This window comes from Cobetia amphilecti, from assembly GCF_020217465.1.
Lineage (GTDB): Bacteria > Pseudomonadota > Gammaproteobacteria > Pseudomonadales > Halomonadaceae > Cobetia > Cobetia amphilecti.
On the sequence record NZ_CP084115.1, the window covers coordinates 3,286,130 to 3,307,415 of the forward strand.

Annotated in this window: 18 protein-coding genes and 1 tRNA gene; 8 read left to right on the forward strand and 11 right to left on the reverse strand. The window is 64.5% G+C overall.

Annotated elements, in window-relative coordinates; all coding sequences use genetic code 11:
- The first annotated feature begins 14 nt into the window (after nt 1–14).
- The 3 genes from LCW13_RS13805 (at nt 15) to LCW13_RS13815 (ending at nt 3,855) form a co-directional block, all read left to right on the forward strand.
- On the forward strand, nt 15–845 hold the full coding sequence (locus LCW13_RS13805; protein WP_225347191.1) for a response regulator transcription factor: 831 nt from the start codon (nt 15–17) through the stop codon (nt 843–845).
- Nucleotides 842–2,566, forward strand: a complete 1,725-nt coding sequence (locus tag LCW13_RS13810) for a sensor histidine kinase (protein ID WP_225347192.1) — start codon at nt 842–844, stop codon at nt 2,564–2,566. Before LCW13_RS13805 ends, LCW13_RS13810 begins: the two co-directional genes overlap by 4 nt.
- A 128-nt stretch (nt 2,567–2,694) precedes the next feature.
- A complete protein-coding gene (locus LCW13_RS13815) occupies nt 2,695–3,855 on the forward strand; it encodes an ABC transporter substrate-binding protein (RefSeq protein ID WP_225347193.1) in 1,161 nt (386 codons plus the stop codon).
- 144 nt (nt 3,856–3,999) lie between these two features.
- Here LCW13_RS13815 and mscK read toward each other — a convergent pair whose 3' ends face one another.
- Nucleotides 4,000–7,545, reverse strand: a complete 3,546-nt coding sequence (mscK, locus tag LCW13_RS13820) for a mechanosensitive channel MscK (RefSeq protein WP_225347194.1) — start codon at nt 7,543–7,545, stop codon at nt 4,000–4,002.
- A gap of 425 nt (nt 7,546–7,970) precedes the next feature.
- Between mscK and LCW13_RS13825 the strand changes: the two genes are divergently transcribed.
- From LCW13_RS13825 to LCW13_RS13840, 4 genes are all read left to right on the forward strand, one after another.
- Nucleotides 7,971–9,185, forward strand: a complete 1,215-nt coding sequence (locus tag LCW13_RS13825; RefSeq protein ID WP_225347195.1) for a phospholipase A — start codon at nt 7,971–7,973, stop codon at nt 9,183–9,185.
- A 441-nt stretch (nt 9,186–9,626) separates the two neighbouring features.
- Nucleotides 9,627–9,965 carry a DUF883 family protein gene (locus tag LCW13_RS13830; RefSeq protein ID WP_082388358.1) on the forward strand — a complete coding sequence of 113 codons (339 nt, stop codon included), beginning with the start codon at nt 9,627–9,629 and terminating at the stop codon, nt 9,963–9,965.
- Nucleotides 9,965–10,387 carry a phage holin family protein gene (locus LCW13_RS13835; RefSeq protein ID WP_225347196.1) on the forward strand — a complete coding sequence of 141 codons (423 nt, stop codon included), beginning with the start codon at nt 9,965–9,967 and terminating at the stop codon, nt 10,385–10,387. The genes LCW13_RS13830 and LCW13_RS13835 overlap by 1 nt, the downstream gene beginning before the upstream one ends.
- A gap of 34 nt (nt 10,388–10,421) precedes the next feature.
- Complete coding sequence (locus LCW13_RS13840) at nt 10,422–10,772, forward strand: YqjK-like family protein (protein WP_225347197.1); 351 nt, start codon at nt 10,422–10,424, stop codon at nt 10,770–10,772.
- 95 nt (nt 10,773–10,867) lie between these two features.
- Here the strand turns inward: LCW13_RS13840 and LCW13_RS13845 are convergent, their stop codons facing one another.
- On the reverse strand, nt 10,868–12,064 hold the full coding sequence (locus tag LCW13_RS13845; protein ID WP_225347198.1) for an MFS transporter: 1,197 nt from the start codon (nt 12,062–12,064) through the stop codon (nt 10,868–10,870).
- 246 nt (nt 12,065–12,310) lie between these two features.
- Between LCW13_RS13845 and LCW13_RS13850 the strand changes: the two genes are divergently transcribed.
- Nucleotides 12,311–13,219 carry a LysR family transcriptional regulator gene (locus LCW13_RS13850; RefSeq protein WP_225347199.1) on the forward strand — a complete coding sequence of 303 codons (909 nt, stop codon included), beginning with the start codon at nt 12,311–12,313 and terminating at the stop codon, nt 13,217–13,219.
- Nucleotides 13,220–13,247: 28 nt separating this feature from the next.
- On the opposite strand, the gene LCW13_RS13855 is transcribed toward LCW13_RS13850, so the two are convergent.
- The 9 genes from LCW13_RS13855 to LCW13_RS13895 form a co-directional block, all read right to left on the reverse strand.
- Complete coding sequence (locus LCW13_RS13855) at nt 13,248–14,444, reverse strand: BaiN/RdsA family NAD(P)/FAD-dependent oxidoreductase (RefSeq protein WP_225347200.1); 1,197 nt, start codon at nt 14,442–14,444, stop codon at nt 13,248–13,250.
- Between the two features lie 181 nt (nt 14,445–14,625).
- Nucleotides 14,626–16,215, reverse strand: a complete 1,590-nt coding sequence (locus LCW13_RS13860) for an ABC-F family ATPase (RefSeq protein WP_225347201.1) — start codon at nt 16,213–16,215, stop codon at nt 14,626–14,628.
- 94 nt (nt 16,216–16,309) lie between these two features.
- Nucleotides 16,310–16,591, reverse strand: a complete 282-nt coding sequence (locus LCW13_RS13865) for a peptidylprolyl isomerase (RefSeq protein WP_043333877.1) — start codon at nt 16,589–16,591, stop codon at nt 16,310–16,312.
- Between the two features lie 276 nt (nt 16,592–16,867).
- Nucleotides 16,868–16,955, reverse strand: a tRNA-Ser gene (locus tag LCW13_RS13870).
- Between the two features lie 176 nt (nt 16,956–17,131).
- Nucleotides 17,132–17,719 (reverse strand): YiiD C-terminal domain-containing protein, encoded by a 588-nt coding sequence (locus LCW13_RS13875; protein ID WP_225347202.1) that lies wholly within the window; start codon nt 17,717–17,719, stop codon nt 17,132–17,134.
- Between the two features lie 66 nt (nt 17,720–17,785).
- Nucleotides 17,786–18,346, reverse strand: a complete 561-nt coding sequence (locus LCW13_RS13880) for an NAD(P)H nitroreductase (protein WP_054555640.1) — start codon at nt 18,344–18,346, stop codon at nt 17,786–17,788.
- A gap of 150 nt (nt 18,347–18,496) precedes the next feature.
- Nucleotides 18,497–19,375 (reverse strand): NADPH-dependent 7-cyano-7-deazaguanine reductase QueF, encoded by an 879-nt coding sequence (gene queF / locus LCW13_RS13885; RefSeq protein ID WP_225347203.1) that lies wholly within the window; start codon nt 19,373–19,375, stop codon nt 18,497–18,499.
- Nucleotides 19,376–19,509: 134 nt separating this feature from the next.
- Complete coding sequence (locus tag LCW13_RS13890; protein ID WP_043333883.1) at nt 19,510–20,283, reverse strand: ABC transporter permease; 774 nt, start codon at nt 20,281–20,283, stop codon at nt 19,510–19,512.
- The gene (locus LCW13_RS13895; protein WP_043333884.1) at nt 20,280–21,248 is read right to left on the reverse strand and encodes an ABC transporter ATP-binding protein; all 969 of its coding nucleotides are present in this window, start codon (nt 21,246–21,248) and stop codon (nt 20,280–20,282) included. Before LCW13_RS13895 ends, LCW13_RS13890 begins: the two co-directional genes overlap by 4 nt.
- Nucleotides 21,249–21,286: the final 38 nt, after the last annotated feature.

Below are 21,286 nucleotides of genomic sequence, written 5' to 3' on the forward strand. Positions count from 1 at the left end.
CTTGCGGAGCCCGGATGACTTCTCCCGACTCACTCCCCTCAGCGGCTGACGATTCAGCGGCTGACGCCTCAGCGCATGGCCCAGCCACCGCACCGCCCCCGGCCCTGCTGCTGGTCGAGGACGACGCCCTGCTGTCCAGCACGCTGTGCAGCGTCTTTTCCGCCGAGGGCCTTGCGGTCACCCACCTGGCCGACGGCGCCGCGGCGCTTGCCCGCCTGGCGGCCCACCACGATCACGGCTTCGCGCTGATCGTACTCGACCTCAACCTGCCCGGCGCTTCCGGGCTCGAGATTCTCGCCGCGCTGCGCCAGCACGATCGCCAGACCCCGGTGCTGATTCTCACCGCGCGCGGCGCCATCGAAGATCGCGTGCGCGGGCTGGACCTGGGCGCCGATGACTATCTTGCCAAGCCCTTCGTGCTCGATGAGCTGGAAGCCCGCGTGCGCGCCCTGCTGCGCCGCCATGCCACTCTTCAGGCCAGTCAGCAGGCCACTCTTCAGGCCAGCCAGCAGCCGGCGCCCTCGCCTGGCATCGCCCCACGCCTGACTCTCGGCAGCCTGGCCTTCGAGCCACTCAATGCACGCTTTCTGCTCGCCGATGCCCCACTGGCGCTGCCGCCCCGCGAACAGCGCCTGCTGGGTTGTCTGATCCAGCATGCCGGCGAACCGGTGGACAAGGCGCGCCTGACCCGCGAGGCCTTCGGTGAGGAAGAGGCCGTGGGCGACAACGCCATCGAGGTCTATGTGCATCGCCTGCGCAAGCGCCTGGAAGGCAGCGACGTCAATCTGCGCACCATCCGTGGCCTTGGCTATCTACTGGAACAGACCACGGACGGCAGCGCTTGAATTCCGCACCCTCACCACGCCCACAGACAGAGGCAAAACGCAGTATCAGCCTCTATCGGCGCCTGCTGAGCTGGCTGCTGCTGCCTCTGCTGGCGCTGGGCACGCTATTGCTGGTGCAGGCCTTCCTGTCGGCGCGTGAGGCAGCGGACCGCGCCTACGACCGGCTGCTGGAGGCCTCGCTGGTCACCATCGCGGAGCAGGTCAAATGGCAGGACGGCCAGCTGTGGCTCGACCTGCCGCCCGCCGCCCTCGAGATGCTGGCTACCGACGCCCAGGAACGCGTCTTCTACAGCCTGGTGGATGCCGATGGCGAGCAGGTCACCGGCAATACCCACCTGCCGGATGCCAATCGCGCCGCCAATGGTCGCCTGGCCCCGCAGGAATCACTCGGACGCAGCGGCGAGCTGTCGTTTCGCGATATCGCCTGGCAGGGACAGGCACTGCGGCTGGGCAGCCTCGATACCCGCTTGGGCGGCTGGGGCGATGACCCACGCCACGGCCAGCGTTACAGCATTCGCGTCGCCCATACCCGCGAGGGGCGAGACACCCTGACGCGTGAGCTGTTCAGTGGCTCGCTGGTGCGTCTGGCGGGCATGGCCACGCTGGCACTGCTGGTGGTGCTGATCGGCGTCCGGCTGGCGCTGTCGCCGCTGACCCGCCTGCGCCGCGCCATTCGCGAACGCGACTCGCGCAGTCTGGCGCCGCTCAACCTGCCCCTGCCGCGCGAGCTCGAGGAGCTCAAGCACACCATCAATGACCTGCTGGCGCGCATGCGCCGCGTGCGCGCCAACCAGGAGCGCTTCATCGGTGATGCCTCGCACCAGCTGCGCACCCCGCTGGCGGGACTCTCCGCTCACGCCGAGCTGGCACTGCGCCAGCAGGACCCCAGCGCCTGGCATGCCGCGCTGGGCCAGATGCAGGCCACCGCCAGCCATACCGCCCATCTGGCCAATCAGCTGCTGTCGCTGACACGCCTCAACAACCCGGAGGTGCAGCCGCCGCGCGTGCCGCTGGAGCTGTCAGCGCTGGCGCGCGCCACCGTCAGCCGGCTGTTCCTGCGCTGTGATCGCGCCGGCGTGGACCTCGGCCTCGAGATCGCCCCGGACATCGATGGCGCCGCCTGGACGCTGGGCGTCGAGTGGCAGCTGGAGGAGGCACTGGCCAATCTGATCGACAATGCCTGCAAGCACGGCGCACGCACCGTCACACTCACCCTGAGCCGGATGGCGACACCGAGCGATGCCACGTTCACGCAATCGGACAGTGCCGCACTGGCGGGCCGCTGGCGGTTGAGTGTCGAGGATGATGGCCCGGGCATCGACGCCGAGCGGCGCCTGCTGGTGCTGCGCCCCTTCCACCGCAACACCCAGCCCGACAGTCATGATCAGGCGCCGGCGCAGCAGCCCGATGAGCTCAAGCATCACGAAGGCGCCGGACTGGGGCTGGCGATCGTCGATGGCATCGCGCGACACCACGATGCGCGCCTGACGCTTAGCGACGCGACAGCACGCAGCATGACGCAGGCTGCTGATCCTGCATCCCGCACAGACGATGCAACCCGCGCAGCCGACGCAGACGACGCAGACGAGACAGGCGCGTCCTGCGGGCTATGCGTCAGTCTGCATCTGGCGCCCTGTGCAGCGCCTGAGGTGAGAGTGGGTGGGGATGATGAATCAGCACAGGCCGGCAAGCCTGCGAAGACAGGAGGCACAGCATGCTAGCGAGACGACCGCCAACCGGGCAGCAGCATTCTGACAATCGCTGCTCTGACCATCACGGTCATGACAATCACCGCCCGGGCAGACAGCGATCTGGACGGCTGACGGCCTGCCTCGTGCTGGCCGTGCTTGTGAGCCCCTTTAGTCAGGCGGCGTCCCGGGCGGCGACCCAGGCAGCGTTTGACCCGCTGCTCGAAGAGCATCAATCGCTGTGGTTGCAGGGCGGCCAGCCAGTCACGGCGCCCGCGCCTGACAGCGACGCCAGCCACGCGGCCGATCTGACGATTCACGCCGCGCTGGACCTGCCCGAGATTCGCCCGCTGCTGCTGCGTTACAGCCGCCAGCATCCTGAGCGAGTGCTGCACTACGTCAATCGCTCCGCCTTGGGGCTTGAAGCACAGTACCTGCAGGCACCGCTGACACCGCAGGCGGATCTGATGATCTCCTCGGCCATGGGCCTGCAGTACCGACTCGCCAATCAGGGTCACGCCCTGGCACTCGAGGCCCCCAATCTGGCCGCCTGGCCGGCCAACTCACGCTGGCGCAATGAGCTGTATGCGATGAGCTTCGAGCCGATCGTGATGGTGGCGCGACGTGATGCGCTCAAGCGTCTGGCGGACCTCGACGGCCTGCGCAATCCCCGCGATGTGCTGCGCAGCCATCGCGACTTCTGGCACCTGCTCGAGACGCGCCGCGAGCAGCTGCGCGGCCGCATCATCAGCTACGACCCGCGCCGCAGCGGCTCCGGCTTCACCTACGCCGTGTCCGATGCCCGTCAATCGCCGCGCTACTGGACGCTGGTGCGCGCCATGGGTCAGGCCGATGCCAGACTGGTCAGCACCACCGGCGCCATGCTCGAGGCGCTGGCCAGCGGCGAGGTGGATATCGCCTACAACCTGGTCGGCCCCTACGCGGTGACCTTTGCCCGCGCCCATCCGGAGCTGGTGGTGATCGTGCCGGAAGACTACGTGCTGATTCAGCGCCGGCTGGCCTTCGTCCCCCAGCAGGCGCCTCATCCCGAGGCCGGTGAGGCCTTTCTCGACTGGTGGCTGAGTCTGGAAGGCCAGCAGGCGGTGGCCAGCGACAGCCAGCTGGGCGCACTGCACCCCGAGGTGCGTGGCGAGGGCAGCGCTCAGCATATGCGCGAGCAACTGGGCGATGCACTACGTCCGATCGAGATCGGCCCTGGCCTGTTGGCGACACTCGATCGCCTCAAGCAGGCCAGTTTCCTGAGCCGCTGGGTACTGGAATTCGAGGCCCCGTCAGCCACGCAGCCCGAATTGAACCAATGATGCGTGGTGTCAGGGCTGGCTAGCCCCTCCCGTTCTGTAAACGCACTAAACACAGCTCCGAGCCCATCACGCACAAGGCGCCCCGCGGGGCGCCTTGTGCGTGATGCCATGCGGCATTCAATGACATGAGCAGTGGATTCAGCGTCAGCGACCACCGGCATCTCCGCCGCCATCACCGCCATCGGCGTCCGGTGCGGCCTCGCGCAGCCCGGCGTCCTCACGGCCTGCCAGACCCTCGGCGGGCTTGCGCCGCGCGATCAGCGCACCACCTTCCCGGTGCTCGCTGCTCTGATACTCCGTGCTTTCCGTCTCGCTGCTTTCCGGTGAGCCGCTGGCGGGGCGCAACGGCTCCGCCGAGGCGCTGCGCTGCTCGACGAGGCGCTCGGTGCCATCGTCGCGATGCAGCCAGACATCCATCTGCTGGAAGGCGACCTTGAGGCCATGCTCACGGAAACGTGCGTCCACCCAGCGGTTGATCTCATCGGTGGCGTAGAGGCGATCGGTCAGGTCATTGACGTAGATGCGCAGCTCGAAACCGAAGTTGTCCTGGTTGTAGGTCAGGCAGAACACCAGCGGCTCCGGGTCCTTGAGCACCCGCCTGTTTTCCTGGGCGGCCTGCATCAGCAGACGATGCGCCAGATCCAGATCACTGCCATGGGCGACACCGAAATTGAGCACCACCCGCGTGACGTTGTCCGACAGCGACCAGTTGATCAGCTGGTCGGTGACGAATACCTTGTTGGGAATGATGATCTCCTTGCGATCGAAATCCGTCACCGTGGTGGCGCGGATCCGGATGCGATTGACCGTGCCATGCAGGTTGCCGATGGTGATGGTGTCGCCGATGCGCACCGGCCGCTCGAACAGGATGATCAGGCCCGAGATGAAGTTGGCGAAGATCTCCTGCAGACCGAAGCCCAACCCGACACTCAACGCCGCCACCAGCCACTGCAGCTTGTCCCAGCTGACGCCCATGCTGCCCAATGTCATCACGAAGCCGGTGGCCATGATCACGTAGGACAGCAGCGAGGTGATCGCGTAGCTGGAGCCCTGCTTGAGCTCGAGCCGCGACAGGATCGAGACCTCCAGCAGGCCCGGCAGGTTGCGCGCCATCATCACCGCCACGGCGAGGGTGATCATGCCCGCGATCAAGTCCGCCAGCGAGATGGGCGTCGCCGAATCGCCCTCGACGGAAGCGGCGATTTCCCACACCACCACGCTGTCGAGATAGCTGAGCACATTGAGCAGATCGGCCCACACCACATAGAAGATCGACAGGAAGCTGATGACCAGGATCAGCTTCGAGAGACGCAGTGACTGGGAGTTGACCTGCTCCATGTCCAGCGGCGGCTCTTCCACCACCTCGACACCGCCTTCGGCGCCCTCCTGCACCTGGGCACGGCGACGCGCTACGGCGCGACGATAGGCCAGACGCCGCGCGGCGACTGCCAGCCCGCGCACCACGGTGGCTTCCACCAGAATCCAGGCCCCGAACAGGAAGATGGTGGTGATGAAGCGGCCACACAGGCGCAGCGCGGTGTACTCGTAGCCGAGACAGATCAGCACGCCCAGCGCCACCGGCACCAGCGCCATCGCAAGGCCCAGAATCAGTCGGAACAGCTTGAGGCCGAAGAAGGGGACGTGGGCCAGAATCAGTCGCGACAGACAGAAGCTCATCGCCATCAGGCCCACGAACAGAATGGCCAGCCCCAGCGGACGCTCGAGCAGGTTGAGGTCCGCCTCGCTGATGATGTTGGTGGTCAGCACCACCGGCAGCAGCGCGAAGCCCAGCCACCAGATATGGCGGCGCAGCTCCGCCACGTAGTTGGCCGGCCACTGGAAGTGACGCTCGGCGACACCGTCCTTGACCAGCAGGCGGCGGAAGATGGCGAAGATGCCCCACGCCAGCGACAGCTTCAACAGCGCCTGGCCCAACGCCCACAGCATGATGCCCTCGCCCAGCGACAGCACGCCGCCGATCAGCGCCAGCGCCAGCGCGCCGGGGATGGCCAGCAGGACGTTGAGCAGAATGGCGCGCGGCGTATGCAGCTGGGTGTCCTGCTTCAGGCGCCCTATCTGGGCGTGCAGGTCCGCCAGGCGCGCACGGATGCGCGAACGCTTCCAGGTGATGAAGATCAGCAGCAGCAAGCCCGGCAGCGCCACCCACAGGTCACTGAGCTGAAAGCCCTTGGACAGCCCCGCCACCACGCCACGCCAGACGTTGGGCCTGAGCTCCTCGGCGAGCATTTCCGGGGTACGCGACAGCCAGTCGAGATCCAGCGGCTTGCCATTGGCGACCCAGAACAGCTGCTCCTCGATGGTCTGGCGCAGACGCCCTGACACTTCCAGCAGCTGCTGCTGGTTGAGCTGCAGGTCGATGGCGCGTGCCAGCAGGCTGTCGTATTCCTTGTCGAGCTTGTCGACCAGCTCCTTGCGCGCCTCCAGCTGACCGATCAACGCCTGACGCAGCTCGGCGCTGATCTGGCTGACATCGGCATTGCCGCCGGGGCGTTCCAGCGCCGCGGCCTCGCCCAGCACGTAGGAATTGAGATAGCCCGGAATATCGGCGAGTTGCTCGCGCACCTTGTTGAGTTCGAACTGCTTGAGGCGCAGGTCGGCGATCTCTTCCTTCAAGTCCTTGCGCACATCGACCTGCGGCAGGCGACTCTGCTGCTCACGCAGGATACGCGCCAGCAGGACGCTGCCCTTGATGGCCTCGATCTGCTCGCTCATGGTGCGCTCGACCTGGGTGACGCGGTCGAGCTGGGTGCGCACCTCCAGCCCATCGCGAATCACGGCGTTGACGCGATCGGTGATCGCCAGCAGCTGGCTGCTGAGTTCGCGGTTGCGGTTGAGCACCTGCTGGAAGATGGGGTTGTCGGCCAGCGCGGCATTCTCGCCACTGGTGGCATCGGCGATGGTCTGCTCGGACTGGTTGCGGCGCTTGTCGTTGACCAGCGTCTGGACCTGCTCCAGGTCCTGCTCCAGATTGGCGATCTGACGGCTGTAGAGGGTCTTGCGCACCTGGGCCAGCTCACGCAGCAGAGAGCTTGAATTGAGCTCTGAATGGCTCAGCTCGCCACGCGTCTCGGCCAGCGCCAGGCGGGCCTCGATCAGGTCACGCCCGGTGCCGGACAGGTCGGCATCGCCGCTGCCACCCAGCTGGGTCTGCAGGCGCTGCACCTGCTGCTGTGCATCGGCCAGGGTCGAGCGCGAACGCTCCGGCAGGCTCTGGGCATTGATCAGGCGCCGATTGGTGTCGGCCAGCTTGTCCTGCAGGTTCTGCAGCGAGTCGAGAATCGAGGTCATGCGCTTGTCCAGCGCCTCGACCGACTCGTCTTCCAGCGAGGCGATGCTGGGCGGGGTGTAGTCCTGAGGCAGGCGCGCCAGCTCGGCCTGCGCCTTCGCCAACTCCGCCGGCGCCTCCTTGACCTCACTCTTGAGGGAATTCAGGCTGCTGGTGGCTTCGGCGAGGTCGTCGAGCACCGTCAGGGTATCCTTGAGGTCCGCGATGCGCTGACGGGTGTCGGCATCCGGTTTCTCGACGCTCTGCAGGTCTTCAAGCTGAGTCTGGACATCAGCACGCTTCGGGGCGTCCGCACTGGCCGTGGCCGGCACCCAGGCCAGCAGCACCATCAGCAGCAAGGCGCCTGCCAACATCATCAGTCTCAAGGACTTGTTACCTGTCACAGCTGTCTCCTCAATGGTCACCACCGCACTTCTTCATCGGCTCTGCTGCCCCGCCAGGCCGCCGCCAGCCATGCAGGATGACATCGTGACCGGCCGCAAACGCGGGCAAGGGCCGCATTGTCGACTGGCGCTGCATCCCACGCAATCCTTGTCGGCAAACGTCCGCCGGCGGCCGCCCAGCAAAGGATGAAGTGGAGATTGAACTAGAGAGTGAAGCGGAGAATGCAGCAAAGAGTGACGGGGCGAGAAAGCGATGCTTGCAGGCCAGCGTGAGCGACATGCATCGTCGCATCGAGGCGACGCACCTGTCGGAATCTTCGTGCTGGAACCGGACACTGCGCCACCAGTAGAATGGCAGACATGTCATGAACATTGCTCCATAATGCGCTGCTCCCCCGCCGCGGTGTAACCGACAGGATATTTCCATGCCCCTCCGCCTTGCCTCCATCGGATTCCGGTCCGTCCCTGCACGCCTCTCGGGAGTGCTGGCCACAGTACTGCTGGGTGCCGCCGCACCGGCAGCGGCCGACGTGCCCTACACCATGGATGCCGAAGGACGCGTGGTACTGGCCAACGGCAAGCGCTTCGCTCCCGAAGCACTGGGCATGACTGCCGCCCAGGCCCGCGCGGGTGCCATGAGTCAGGCTGACTGGCGCGAGCTGGCGGCCTCTGCACCGGGCACGGCGGACGGCGTCGAGAGTGACCCGCGTACCGAGCAGGTCTTCCTCTCCAACCGCGAAGACGCGGATGACGAGCGCTACTCGGCGGAAGCGGCCGAGACCGAGGGGGCACAAGGCCAGAGCGTCGATGCGCCCCTCGATGAAAGCCTGGCCCAGCAGCGCGCCAAGGAGCGTGTCGTGCTGGAGAACGACGCCGAGAAGAATCCGCTGGCCATCACCGCCTACAAGCGCAATTACCTGCTGCCCTGGGCCTACAACACCAACCCGGATGCCAACGGCTTTGCCGAAGTCACCCAGGAAGGCGAGGTGGACAAGACCGAGGTGAAATACCAGCTCAGCCTCAAGGTCGAGCTGATGGATGACATCTTCGGTGACAATGGCGACGTGTTCTTCGCCTATACCCAGCGCAGCTGGTGGCAGGCCTACAACTCCGATGCCTCGGCGCCGTTCCGCGAGACCAATTACGAGCCGGAAGCCTTCCTGCAGTTCGACAATCGTTATGAGCTGTTCGGCTGGACCAATACCCGCAACCGCATCGGTTTCGCGCATCAGTCCAACGGCCGTTCCGACCCGCTGTCGCGCAGCTGGAACCGTGTCTACGCCGACATGATGTTCCAGAACGGCGACTGGGCCATCGCGGTCACGCCGCACTGGCGCGTGCCGGAGGAGTCCGACGAGGACGACAATCCGGACCTCTACAACTACATCGGCTACGGCGACATCACGGTCGGCTATACCTCCGATCAGCACGAAGTCACCTGGATGGTGCGCGGCAACCCCTCCAAGGGCAACTACGGCAACCAGCTCGACTACTCCTTCCCGCTGTTCGGCAAGGTACGTGGCTACGTGCAGTACTACCACGGCTACGGTGAGAGCCTGATCGACTACGACCACAGCGTGAATCGCTTTGGCCTGGGCTTCTCGATCAATACCTTCTTCGCCGGCTCGCCCGAGACCTGATCAAAGAGTTCTGATCAAAAAGTTCTGATAAAAGAACTCGCATGACCCTCCCGCAACGGGCAGCCCAGGCTGCCCGTCTTGCCATCTGCCCTCCGTATGCACCGCCCTTATGTGGACTGCCCATGTGGACCGACCATGTGGACAAGGTGGCACGTCCATGATCCAGATCATGCCTCCCGCACGTGACATGGCGATATCGTGCTCTGTGCGTGTCTTGCCCTTGTGTTTGTCGCATTCGACCCCCACGACTTGTGCATGACCACGCAAGACGCGTCATGACGACGTGCTGACGATGCTTGCAAGAGTCTCGTGCAAGTGGATTCAGGTCATGCCCTGCCGCCTGCGGCGCCCCAGGGAAGAGAGAGTTCGAGAGTCAAGCGCAGACAACACCGCGCTCACCATTCGCGAAATCTGATTCGACATACGGGAAGGAGTTACACCATGGCTATGCAAAAGATCGGCGATCACACCACTTCCGCGACCGGTGCCAACACCGACCAGCTGAAGGAAGATCTGCGCCATCTGTCCCAGACCGTCGAGGAACTGCTGCACGCCTCGGCTGAAGATTCCCGCGAGAGCATGAAGGAAGCCCGCGCCCGCGCCCAGACTCGCCTGGAAGCCACCCGCGCCCGCCTCAGCGCCCAGGGCGATCGCCTCGCCGCCGGTGCGCGCGAATCCGTGGACTGCGCTGATCGCTACGTGCACGACAACCCGTGGACCAGTGTCGGTATCGGCGCGGCCGCCGGTGTCGTCGTCGGCATGCTGCTTGGCCGTCGCTGATGCAGGAACAAGGGCCGGTTGAACGCGTACTTGGCGCCATCCGACGTCTGACTGCGAGCCTGGTCGAGAGTGGCGAGACGCGCTTGCGTCTCGCCGTGCTGGAGCTCGAGGAAGAGCGCGAACGGCTGTTCGTGATGCTGCTGCTGTCGGGTATCGCCCTGATGCTGATCTGCTTCGGCATCGGCCTGGCGATCCTGCTGGTGGTCGTGACCTTCTGGGATACCCACCGCCTGCTGGCCATCGCCCTGAGCGGCGGTATCCTGCTGGCATTGGGGGGGTTGATCGCCTGGCGCGTCAAGGTGATCGCTTCCCAGCGCAGCCTGCTGCGTTCCACGCTCAGCAACCTGAGCCGTGACAGCGACAGCCTCAAGGATGTGCGTGCCGACGCACTGGAACGCCAGCGCCAACGCGAAAACCTTTGATGCCCCGCCTGCCAGTGCCTGCCAAGGAGGCGAGATGAATTCTTCCAGACAGTCCCTCGCGCGACGCGAGCCGGCGCTGCCCCCCGTGCAGGGGAACGGACGCCGGTCAGCACATCCGCGTGACGCTCGGCGTGCGGAACTCGAAGCACGCATCAGTCAGCAGCGCCTCGATGTCAGCCATGCGATGCGCGAACTCAAGGAGGCCACCGCCCCCATCGACCGCGGCTGGGCCAAGGTCCAGCAATACCGCGGCCCGTTGGTGCTGGTGGGCGGCCTGATCGCGGCGCGGGGCGGGTTCCGGCCAAAGAAGGGCCTGAGCCTGCTCAAGCGCGGGCTGATGAGCTGGGTGATGATTCGCCGTCTGAGAATATTGTTCGACAAATGATCACGGCATTACAGCGAAAGCCCCGCCACCTGGGATTCAGGTGGCGGGGCTTTTTTTCGTCATTGCGACGTGTCGTTCTGTTAACCCTGCCGCGATCAGGCGCTGCGGCTGTCACGCTTGAGCAGATACACGCCCAGATAGAGCACCGCGAAGATCAGCCCCAGCACGGCGGCGGCGCCGAAGACGTTGCTGCCGTCACCGGACAGGAATTCCAGGAAGGACGTCAGGAACTGTCCCAGGAAGATCGCCATCGTCAGGTAGGAGAGATTGCGACCGCGCACCGAGGTGTGGCTGCGCTCCACCGTCATGTGGTTGAGCAAGGGGATCGAGAAGCCGAAGCCCATGCCGGACAACACGGCACCGACGCTCATCAGCGTCATGTTCTCGGCCTGCTGGAAGAGGAACAGGCTGCCGGCATAGAGCAGGAAGGCCAGCACCAGCGTCGGCATCTCACCCAGGGCACGCGACACCTTCGGCATCAGCATCGCCGCGACCACCGCGACCAGCGAAATGCCCGCCAGGAAGATACCGGTGGCCGCTTCATCCAGCCCCAGCAGATTCAAGCGCATCGGCAGCATGACGATGGCGGTGAAGAACAGCGTCAACGAGATGGCCGCGGCCAGGTAGACGCTGGTCAGCGAGGAGGACAAGGCCTCACCGCCGGCATTTCCGCTCTCCTCGGCAGGCGCTTCAGGCGACTGTTTCGGCACCATCATCCACAGCATGGCCAGCAGTACCCAGGCCAGCAGATAGAGGGCGAAGGGCCACTGCCAGGCGATACCCGCCAGCACACCACTGACGAACAGGAAGATCACCCCGCCAAGCTCGATGGACATGCCCTGCTGGGCGATCATCGCCAGACGCGCATGGCCGTGATACCACTCGGAGATCAGCGTGGTGCCGCCCGCCATCACCACGGCGGTCACGCCGCCGAGCAGAATGCGATCGGCGAACACGACGACGGTGCCTTCCAGCAGTGCGCCACCCGCGCCCAGCACGCCATACAGGAACAGCCCGCCCACCAGCGAGCGATAGGCACCGACACGATCGATCATGCGCCCGGCGATGGGCGCGAACAGCACGGCGCCCAGCGACGGCAGGGTAATCAGCCAGCTGGCATGGCTCTCCACCTCAAGCGCCGAGGCGATGCTCAGAAGCCCCGGTGCGACCACGGTTCCCACCATGATGGTCAGACAGGCGATGGCCAGCAGCGTGAAACGGCCGCCGGCAGAAAGCGGTTGTGAGGGTCCGCGCGTATCCTGCGCGGCCACTCCACTCGTTGATGTCGTCATATTGGCTCCACTCGAATTCAGAACCCTCCTGTCAGCCGCTACGCGCCCCGCCTGCTCGCTTGCTTGTCTGCTTGCGAGGCAAAGCCAGCGGCAAGCAGCAAGAGACAGGAGACAAGGCGAGACGGCAGAGACTGACGAAGGGAGGTTTGGCAGGCCTTCAGACTAGCGAGTGCAGGCTTATAATAGAAATGACAATACTTGATATGACTTATACTTACTGAACATCAATCAGCCACGAGGGCCGGCATGGAACTCCGCACACTGAAAACCTTCGTCTCGGTGGCGACGCACAGAAGCTTCTCGGCCGCCGCCCGCGAGCTGCATACCGTGCAACCCGCCATCAGCCGCCAGATCGCCGATCTCGAAGCCGAGCTGGGCGTCAGCCTGCTATGGCGCAATACGCGGGAGGTGAAGGTGACGGGACCGGGGGAGGCATTGCTGGAAGAAGCGCAGCGCATGCTGGCGCTGGAGGCGCAGGCACGCAAGCGCGTGGCGATGGCTGCAAGCGGCCAGACCGGCACACTGCGCATCGGCTACATGAGCTCGGCCTGCGCAAGCTTCGTGCCCGGACTGATGCGCGACTTCGCCAGCGACCATCCCGAGGTCAGCCTGTCATTGCATGAGATGAGCGCCCAGCAGCAGCTGGATGCCTTCGCGCGTGACGAGATCGACATCGGGCTGTCGCGCCCGCTTCCCAGCGAGCAGCGTGACAGCCTGACCGCCCTGGCGGTCTACGAGGATAGGCTGATGGCGGTGGTGCCCGAGGGGCATCGTCTGGCGCACCGCAAGCGACTGGCCCTCAGCGAGCTTGCGCAGGAAGATTTCGTGCTGTTTCAGCGCGGGCAGGCGACGGGGCTGTTCGATCAGATCATCAGTGCCTGCGGCGATGCCGGCTTCTCGCCGCGCATCCAGCGCCAACCGGCCTTGATGCAGACACTGCTCAGTGAGGTGGCGGCGGGACTGGGAGTCGCCATCGCGCCCGGCTGCATTCGCCGCCTGCAACGTGATGGCTGCCAGTTCATTCCCCTGCGCCCGGCACTCGGCGCGGTACCGCTGGAGCTGCACTACCCGACCACACCGGTCCGCCCGGTAATCGAGGCCTTTGTCGCGCTGGTCGAGCAGCGCCTGCCCGCCATCCGCCAGCAGATGGCGTGAGACGCAGCCAGAGGCGAGAAGGTGCCGGTCAGCAGTTCAAGCCGCAGGCCACCGCCGAGGACCACGCCCACTGGAAGTTGTAGCCGCCAAGTTCCCCGGTGACATCCAGCACCTCGCCGATGAAGGCCAGCTGCGGCAGATCGCGCACGCTGAAGTCCTTCTGCGAGATGGCGTCAGTGACCACGCCACCCATGGTCACCTCGGCGGTGCGCCAGCCTTCGGTGCCCGCCGGCTTGAGCTGCCAGTGATTGAGTGCCTTGGCCAGCTGCTCGAGACGCGCGTTGGAAAGCTCGGCGAGGCTGCGCTCGCTGATGCGACCGGCGTCGGCGTCCTGCCACTCGACCAGCGACTGGGCGAGGCGCTTGGGCAGGCGCTCGCCAAGCCAGGGGCCGATCTGGCGCTTGGGATGCTGCTCGCGCAGGGCCAGCAGCTCGGCGTAGGCATCCACGCCCGGCAGCAAGTCGATGCTCAACGGCTGCCCGGGCGTCCACCAGCTGGAGGCCTGCAGCATCGCCGGACCGGAAAGCCCGCGATGGGTGATCAGCATCGGTTCGCGATAATGGCCCTTGCCGGCGGTGACGCTGACGTCACAGGCAAGCCCTGACAGCGGCGACAGACGCTCCTTCCACTGCGAGGTCAGCGTGAATGGCACCAGCGCGGCGTAGGTATCGGTGACCTCGAGCCCGAACTGGCGCGCGATGTCGTAGCCGAAGCCGGTCGCGCCCAGCGTCGGAATCGACATGCCGCCGGTGGCCACCACCACGCGCCCTGCCGTGTGCGTACCATTGCTGGTCTCGACCCGCATGCCCTCGCCCGCGCGCTCCAGCGAGGTGATGCGCGTACTCAGGCGAATCTCCGCCCCGGCCCATTCACACTCCGTCATCAGGATCGCCAGCAGGTCCTTGGCGGAATCGGCGCAGAACAGCTGTCCCGGCTTCTTCTCGACGTGCTCCAGCCCATGACGCTCCACCAGTTCTAGGAAATGGTGCGGCGTATAGCGCTTGAGCGCCGAGATGCAGAAGTGCGGATTGCGCGAGAAGAAGTTGGCTGGGCCGGCATCCAGATTGGTGAAGTTGCAGCGCCCACCGCCGGACATCAGGATCTTCTTGCCGGCCTTGTTGGCGTGGTCCAGCACCAGCACGCGCTTGCCCTGATAGCCTGCCGTGGCGGCACACATCAGGCCTGCCGCGCCTGCGCCGATGATGATGACGTCATATGTGGCCATGCGGGACACTCCGTGAAGCGAAGAAAGGAAAGGAAATCGGCTGTGCAGACACACGCGGGCCGGCATTCTACCAGAAGCCTGCCGCAGCCAGCGGCCGGAGATGGGAAACAAGACACCCCCATCGTCAGAGACGATGAGGGTGTCTTGTCAGACCGGACAGACTAGCCAGTCATGGCGAGTCTCAGACGATGACGCCCTGGCTGCGCAGGTAGTCGTCGTAGGTGCCGGAGAAGTCGACCACGCCATCGGCCTTCAGCTCGATGATGCGGGTGGCCAGCGAGCCGACGAATTCGCGGTCGTGGCTGACGAAGATCAGGGTGCCTGGGTAGTTTTCCAGCGCGAGGTTGAGTGCCTCGATGGATTCCATGTCCAGGTGGTTGGTCGGCTCATCCATCACCAGCACGTTGGGCTGCTTGAGGATCAGCTTGCCGAACAGCATGCGGCCCTGCTCGCCACCGGAGATGACCTTGACCGACTTCTGGATGTCGTCATTGGAGAACAGCATGCGACCCAGGGTGCCACGCACGACCTGCTCGCCGCCGCCGGTCCACTGCGCCATCCAGTCATAGAGGCTCATGTCGTTGGCGAAGTCATGGGCGTGGTCCTGCGCGTAGTAGCCGACGTCCGCGGCGTCGGTCCACTTCACTTCACCGGCGTCCGGGTGCATCTCGCCGACCAGGGTGCGCAGCAGCGTGGTCTTGCCGATGCCGTTCGGGCCGATGATGGCGACACGCTCTCCGGCGGCGACCGTGAAGCTGAAGTTCTCGAACAGGGTGTTGCCGTCGAAGCCCTTGGAGAGCTTGTCGATCATCACCGCGTTGTTGTGGACCTTCTTGGTCTGCTCGAAGCGGATGAACGGGCTGACGCGTGAGGACGGCTTGATCTCGTTGAGCTGGATCTTGTCGATCTGCTTGGCACGCGAGGTCGCCTGCTTGGCCTTGGAGGCGTTGGCGGAGAAGCGGCTGACGAAGGACTGCAGCTCGGCGATCTGCGCCTTCTTCTTGGCGTTGTCGGCCTGCAGCTGTTCGCGCGCCTGGGTGGCAGCGGTCATGTACTCGTCGTAGTTGCCCGGGAACAGACGCAGCTCACCGTAGTCCAGGTCCGCCATGTGGGTGCAGACACTGTTCAGGAAGTGACGGTCGTGCGAGATGATGATCATGGTGCTGGCACGTGCAGTCAGCACGCCTTCCAACCAGCGGATGGTGTTGATGTCCAGGTGGTTGGTCGGCTCATCGAGCAGCAGGACGTCAGGATCGGAGAACAGCGCCTGTGCCAGCAGCACGCGCAGCTTCCAGCCCGGCGCGACTTCGCTCATCGGCCCCAGGTGCTGCTCGATGGGGATATCGAGGCCCATCAGCAGCTCACCGGCACGCGCTTCGGCGGTGTAGCCATCCAGCTCGGCGAATTCGACCTCGAGGTCGGCAACCTTCATGCCGTCTTCCTCACTCATCTCCGGCAGCGAGTAGATGCGGTCACGCTCGGCCTTGACCACGGCCAGACGCTCGTGGCCCATGATGACGGTGTCGAGCACCGTGTATTCCTCATAGGCGAACTGGTCCTGACGCAGCTTGCCCAGACGGATGTTGGGCTCGAGCATGACGTGACCACCGGACGGCTCCAGATCGCCACCGAGAATCTTCATCATGGTCGACTTGCCGCAGCCGTTGGCGCCGATCAGGCCGTAGCGATTGCCACGCCCGAACTTGGCGGAGACGTCTTCAAACAGCGGCTTGGCACCGAACTGCATGGTGAGATTGGCGGTAGAGATCACGAGGGAATATCCGTTTGAAATGAAAAAGGTGGGCGGTGACGAAGTGTCACGCTGGCGCCGGGAAATACGGGGAGCCGCAAAGGCCTGGCAGGCATCAGCCGCGGAAGAAGACTTCCAGCAGGTGATAGCCGAACTTGCTCTTCAGCGGCCCCTGCAGGGTATTGAGCGGCCCCTTGAAGATGGCGCGATCAATGCCGCCGACCATCTGGCCGGGGCGCACTTCGCCCAGGTCACCGCCCTGCTTGCCGGAGGGACAGGTGGAGTGCTTCTTGGCCAGTTTCTCGAACGGCTGGCCGCGCTCCAGTGACTGCTTGAGACGCTGCGCCTCGGCCTCGGTCTTCACCAGAATGTGGCGTGCCATGGCAATACGAGCCATCTCATGTCCTCTTGCAGGCGGAATCGGTCTTGCCTCACACCATCTCGTGCCCCGGGCATCCCGGAGGCGGGCCCGACGTCATCCGAGCACGTCCCTGACGACATGACAGCCGTCATGACGCGAGATCAGGCGTTCGGGGAAGGTTCGACAGGCGATGGGGTGAGTCTGAAGGCGGGCATGATAACAGCTCAGGATGACAGACGCTGCAGTGCAAGCTCGATAGCTCGCTCAGAAACGCGAAAAGCCCGCATCGTGAGATGCGGGCTTTTCTGAATCTGGTGGAGGAGGAGGGATTCGAACCCTCGAAGCCTTTCGACTTACACACTTTCCAGGCGTGCTCCTTCGACCACTCGGACACCCCTCCAGATCAGTGCTCTCATTGGTCACCCGACTGCGTCGTGTTTCCCTTGAGAACGCGGCGTATATTATCGATAACCTTCGAGTGGCGCAAGCCTTTTTTCCAAAAACTTTCAGATAGATAGCGTCAGCGCTCTCGCCCTACGCTCCACCATGCGCACTGGGCCGAGACCGCACTCATCGTCACGGCCCCAGCACCACGTAATCGCCGCGGGCCTCGAAACACAGTCGCGGAGCGGACTGCCCTTCGACCTGACACCACAGCTGCTGGGTCAGCGACAGTCGCGCTCGCCGCCCTGCTGCTAGGCGCTCGCCCACCTCGTCCAGCGCTGCCATGTCATCCGGCGCGCAGATGATGTGATAGTCGCCACTGACCGGGGCCAGAAACCGCTGACTGGCCTGCGACACCACGATATCGCGCTGGATACCGCGTGCACGCAGCCAGAGCGTCAGCCAGCTCCAGCCACACAGGGTCGCCTCGAGACTCATGGCGCCACCAAAGGCAGTGCCCTTGTCATTGAGATTGGGCGGCAGATGCAGATGCCAGCTCAGCTGACCCGTCGCACGCTCGGGCTCTGACCACTGCATCTCGACAAGCCCCAGATGAACAGCCAGCGGGATCGCCTGCGTCAGCCAGCCACGAAACCGTGACAGGTCGTCGCTGACCGGCGCCGCGAGACTGCCCGGCTGCCCCTGCGCATCACGCGGCAGGGGCAACGGTGGCCAGGCCTCACCACTCAAGCGCGACGGCTCATTTCGCGTCTCACTCACTCAGCGTCTCTCTCATCAAGGGCCTCGCTCAGCGCTGCTCATCAAGGGCCTCGCTCATTCAGCGTTTCACTGCCAGCGTTCGACGAAGTCGGCACTGTTGCGGTTCGGCAATGGCTTGAGGCGTCCGCCCGGGGTGCCGAGATAGAGGAAGCCGACCAGCTCATCCTGCTCGCCCATGCCCAGCCCTGCGTGCACGATAGGGTCAAAGGCGTAGCCACCGGTGCGCCACATACCACCGAGCCCCTGGGCCTGAGCGGCATACAGCATGGCGTGAGCGGCACAGCCGGCACTGACCACCTGCTCGACACGCGGCACCTTGGGGTGGTCCGGCGTGACCCTGGCGATCACCGCGATCACCATCGGCGCACGCAGCGGCTTCTTGCTGGCAGCGGCCTGGGCGGCCTCGTCACCGGCCGGCGACTTGTTGCGCTCCGCCTCGGCGAACAGCTCGCCAAGGCGCTCAAGCCCGCCACCCGTGAATTCGATGAAGCGCCAGGGCGTCAGCTCGGCGTGGTCCGGCGCGCGCAGGGCGGCCTGGTAGATGGCCTCCATCTGCTCAGCGCTCGGGGCCGGCGCCATCAACTTGCCCATGGAATTGCGTTCATGCAGTAACGTCAGCGCGTCCATCGTCTCTCCTGTCACAGACTTAAGATAAGAATGATTCTCACACTAGCATGTCGCCGGTACGCCGTCTCATCACTCGCTGCTATCTATCTGATTGGCAAGACGCTACCTGATTGCCAAGGCGCTATCTGGTTGGCGAGGTGACAGAGACGACTACTGCCGGGAGAGACGCCGCGGCAGACTGGCGCGGGCCTCGGCCTCGAGATCCGCCGTGGCTCGCCACGGGCTGATATCCAGGCCACCACGCCGCACATAGCGCGCCATCACCAGCAGAGACTCGGGCTTCACGCGCGCCATCAGGTCGACGAACAGGTGCTCGACGCAGTGCTCATGGAAATCCTGGTGCTGGCGATAGCTGATCAGATAGGCCAGCAGGCGCTCGCGGTCGATACGCGGGCCGCGATAACGGATCCACACACTGCCCCAGTCCGGCTGGCCGGTGACCGGGCAGTTGGACTTGAGCAGATGGCTGTGCAGGTCTTCGCTGACGATGTCGGCGTCATCGGCGCTGAGCAGCTCCGGCGACGGCGTGTAGTGCTCGACGCTGATCGGCAAGTCATCGAGGCACTCCCCCGGCAGACGCCCGACGTCCAGCTCGCTATCGTCCAGCTCCAGCAGGCACACCTCGACCGGCGCCCCGGCCGCGGCGGCGAGGTCACGCTCCAGCGTTGCCTGCACCGCTGCCTGATCGGGGAAACGGCTCTGATTGAGACTGTTGAGATAGAGCTTCCAGGACTTGGATTCGATCAGGTTCGGCGAGGCTGCCGGCAGGCGAAAACGGGCCACGCGTACCCACGGCTTGCCGGCCTCATCCAGCCAGGAGACTTCAAAGGCGTGCCACTCATCCTCACCGACGAACGGCAGCGCCGCGTCATCGATGCCGATGGGGCCACGGTTGGCCGCCCGCGCGATGGGGAACAGCAGGCTGGCATCGTAGTGCTCGGGATAGGCGGACTCTCGCCCGAGCGGGGCATCCTTGAGGGTCTCGGGGCGCGCCTCGTCGGGCACGTTGACGGCAGTGGGGTGAGCCATGACAGCACTCCAGTGAAATAGGCCAATAAAGCATCGATATCAGGGGGCGCAGACAGCAGAACGCCGGCAGAAGTCGGCGTTGCATGCACTGGCGCGATAGCGCGCATCTTACCATCATCGTCTGGGCGACATCTTCAGCTGCGGATGCCCTTGCCACGCTCCAGCAGCCACAGCGCGAAGGCGAACAGGCCGATGATGAAGGCCACGATGGCGGCCATCGCCGGGCCGACGCTGATGTCCGAGACGCCCAGAATGCCGTAGCGGAAGGTGTTGACCATGTAGAGGATCGGGTTGGCCAGCGACACCGTCTGCCAGAATTCCGGCAGCATGTGGATGGAATAGAAGACGCCACCCAGGTAGGTCAGCGGCGTGAGCACGAAGGTCGGAATGATCGAGATGTCATCGAACTTGCGCGCGAACAGCGCATTGATGAAGCCACCGATGGAGAACAGCAGCGCCGTCAGCACCACGACCATGATGGTCAGGAAGGGGTGATGGATATCGAGGTCCGTGAACAGGAAGGCCACGGCGGTCACGATGATGCCGACCCCCAGCCCGCGCACGGCGCCACCGATGATGTAGCCGAGCAGGATGATCCACGAGGGCAGCGGCGAGACCATCAGCTCCTCGATGCTGCGCTGGAACTTGTTGGAGAAGAATGACGAAGCCACGTTGGAATACGAGTTGGTGATCACCGACATCATGATCAGCCCCGGCACGATGTAATCCATGTAGCTGATGCCATCCATGGTGCCGATGCGCGAGCCGATGAGATTGCCGAAGATGACGAAATAGAGCGTCATGGTGATGGAAGGCGGCAACAGCGTCTGCGGCCAGATACGCGTGAAACGACGGACTTCCTTGACGACGATGGTGACCAGAGCCACCCATAGCTGACGGGGGTTCACTGCGTGATCTCCTTGGCAACATTGGAGGCGATACCGCTTTCGGCGTTGGAACGCTCGACCAGGTCGACGAACAGCTCCTCGAGACGATTGGCACGATTGCGCATCGACACCACGGTGATGCCAGCGCGATCCAGCGCCGCGAAGGCGGTATTGATCGACTGGCCCTTGCGCACGGCGAGCGCCAGCTGCTGAGGGTCACTCAAGGAGACCTCGAACCCGGCAATCACCGGCGCCTTGGTCAGCGGCTCACGAATGTCGAGCAGGAAGGTTTCCGCATCCAGCTCCTTGAGCAGCTCACGCATGCTGGTGTTATGCACGATCTCGCCATGATTGATGATGGCGATGTTGCGGCACAGGCTCTCGGCCTCTTCCAGGTAATGCGTGGTGAGGATGATGGTGGTGCCCTCCTCCCGATTGATGCGGCGCATGAACTCCCACATCGAGCGGCGCAATTCGATATCCACACCGGCCGTCGGCTCATCGAGAATCAACAGACGCGGCTTGTGAATCAGCGCACGGGCAATCATCAGACGACGCTTCATGCCACCGGACAGCATGCGTGACGGGGTGTCGCGCTTGTCCCACAGCCCGAGATCCCTGAGCAGACGCTCGGCACGCGGGCGCGCTTCCTTCATCGGCATGCCGTAATAACCCGCCTGGGTCATCACGATATCCTGCACCTTCTCGAACTGATTGAAGTTGAACTCCTGCGGCACGACACCGAGGTGATACTTGGCCTTCGAGAAGTCCTTGTCGATATCGATTCCGTAGATCTCGACCTTGCCTGCGGTCTTCTGCACCAGCGAACTCACCACGCCGAGGGTCGTGGACTTGCCGGCCCCATTGGGGCCCAGCAGCGCGAAGAAATCGCCCTCGGGAACGTCAAGATCAATCCCCTTGAGCGCCTCAAAACCGTTGCCGTAGACCTTGGTCAGGCCACGGATAGACAAGGCAGGTCGTGACATCGGACACCTGTAATCGATTGACGCTGTCAGCCAGCACA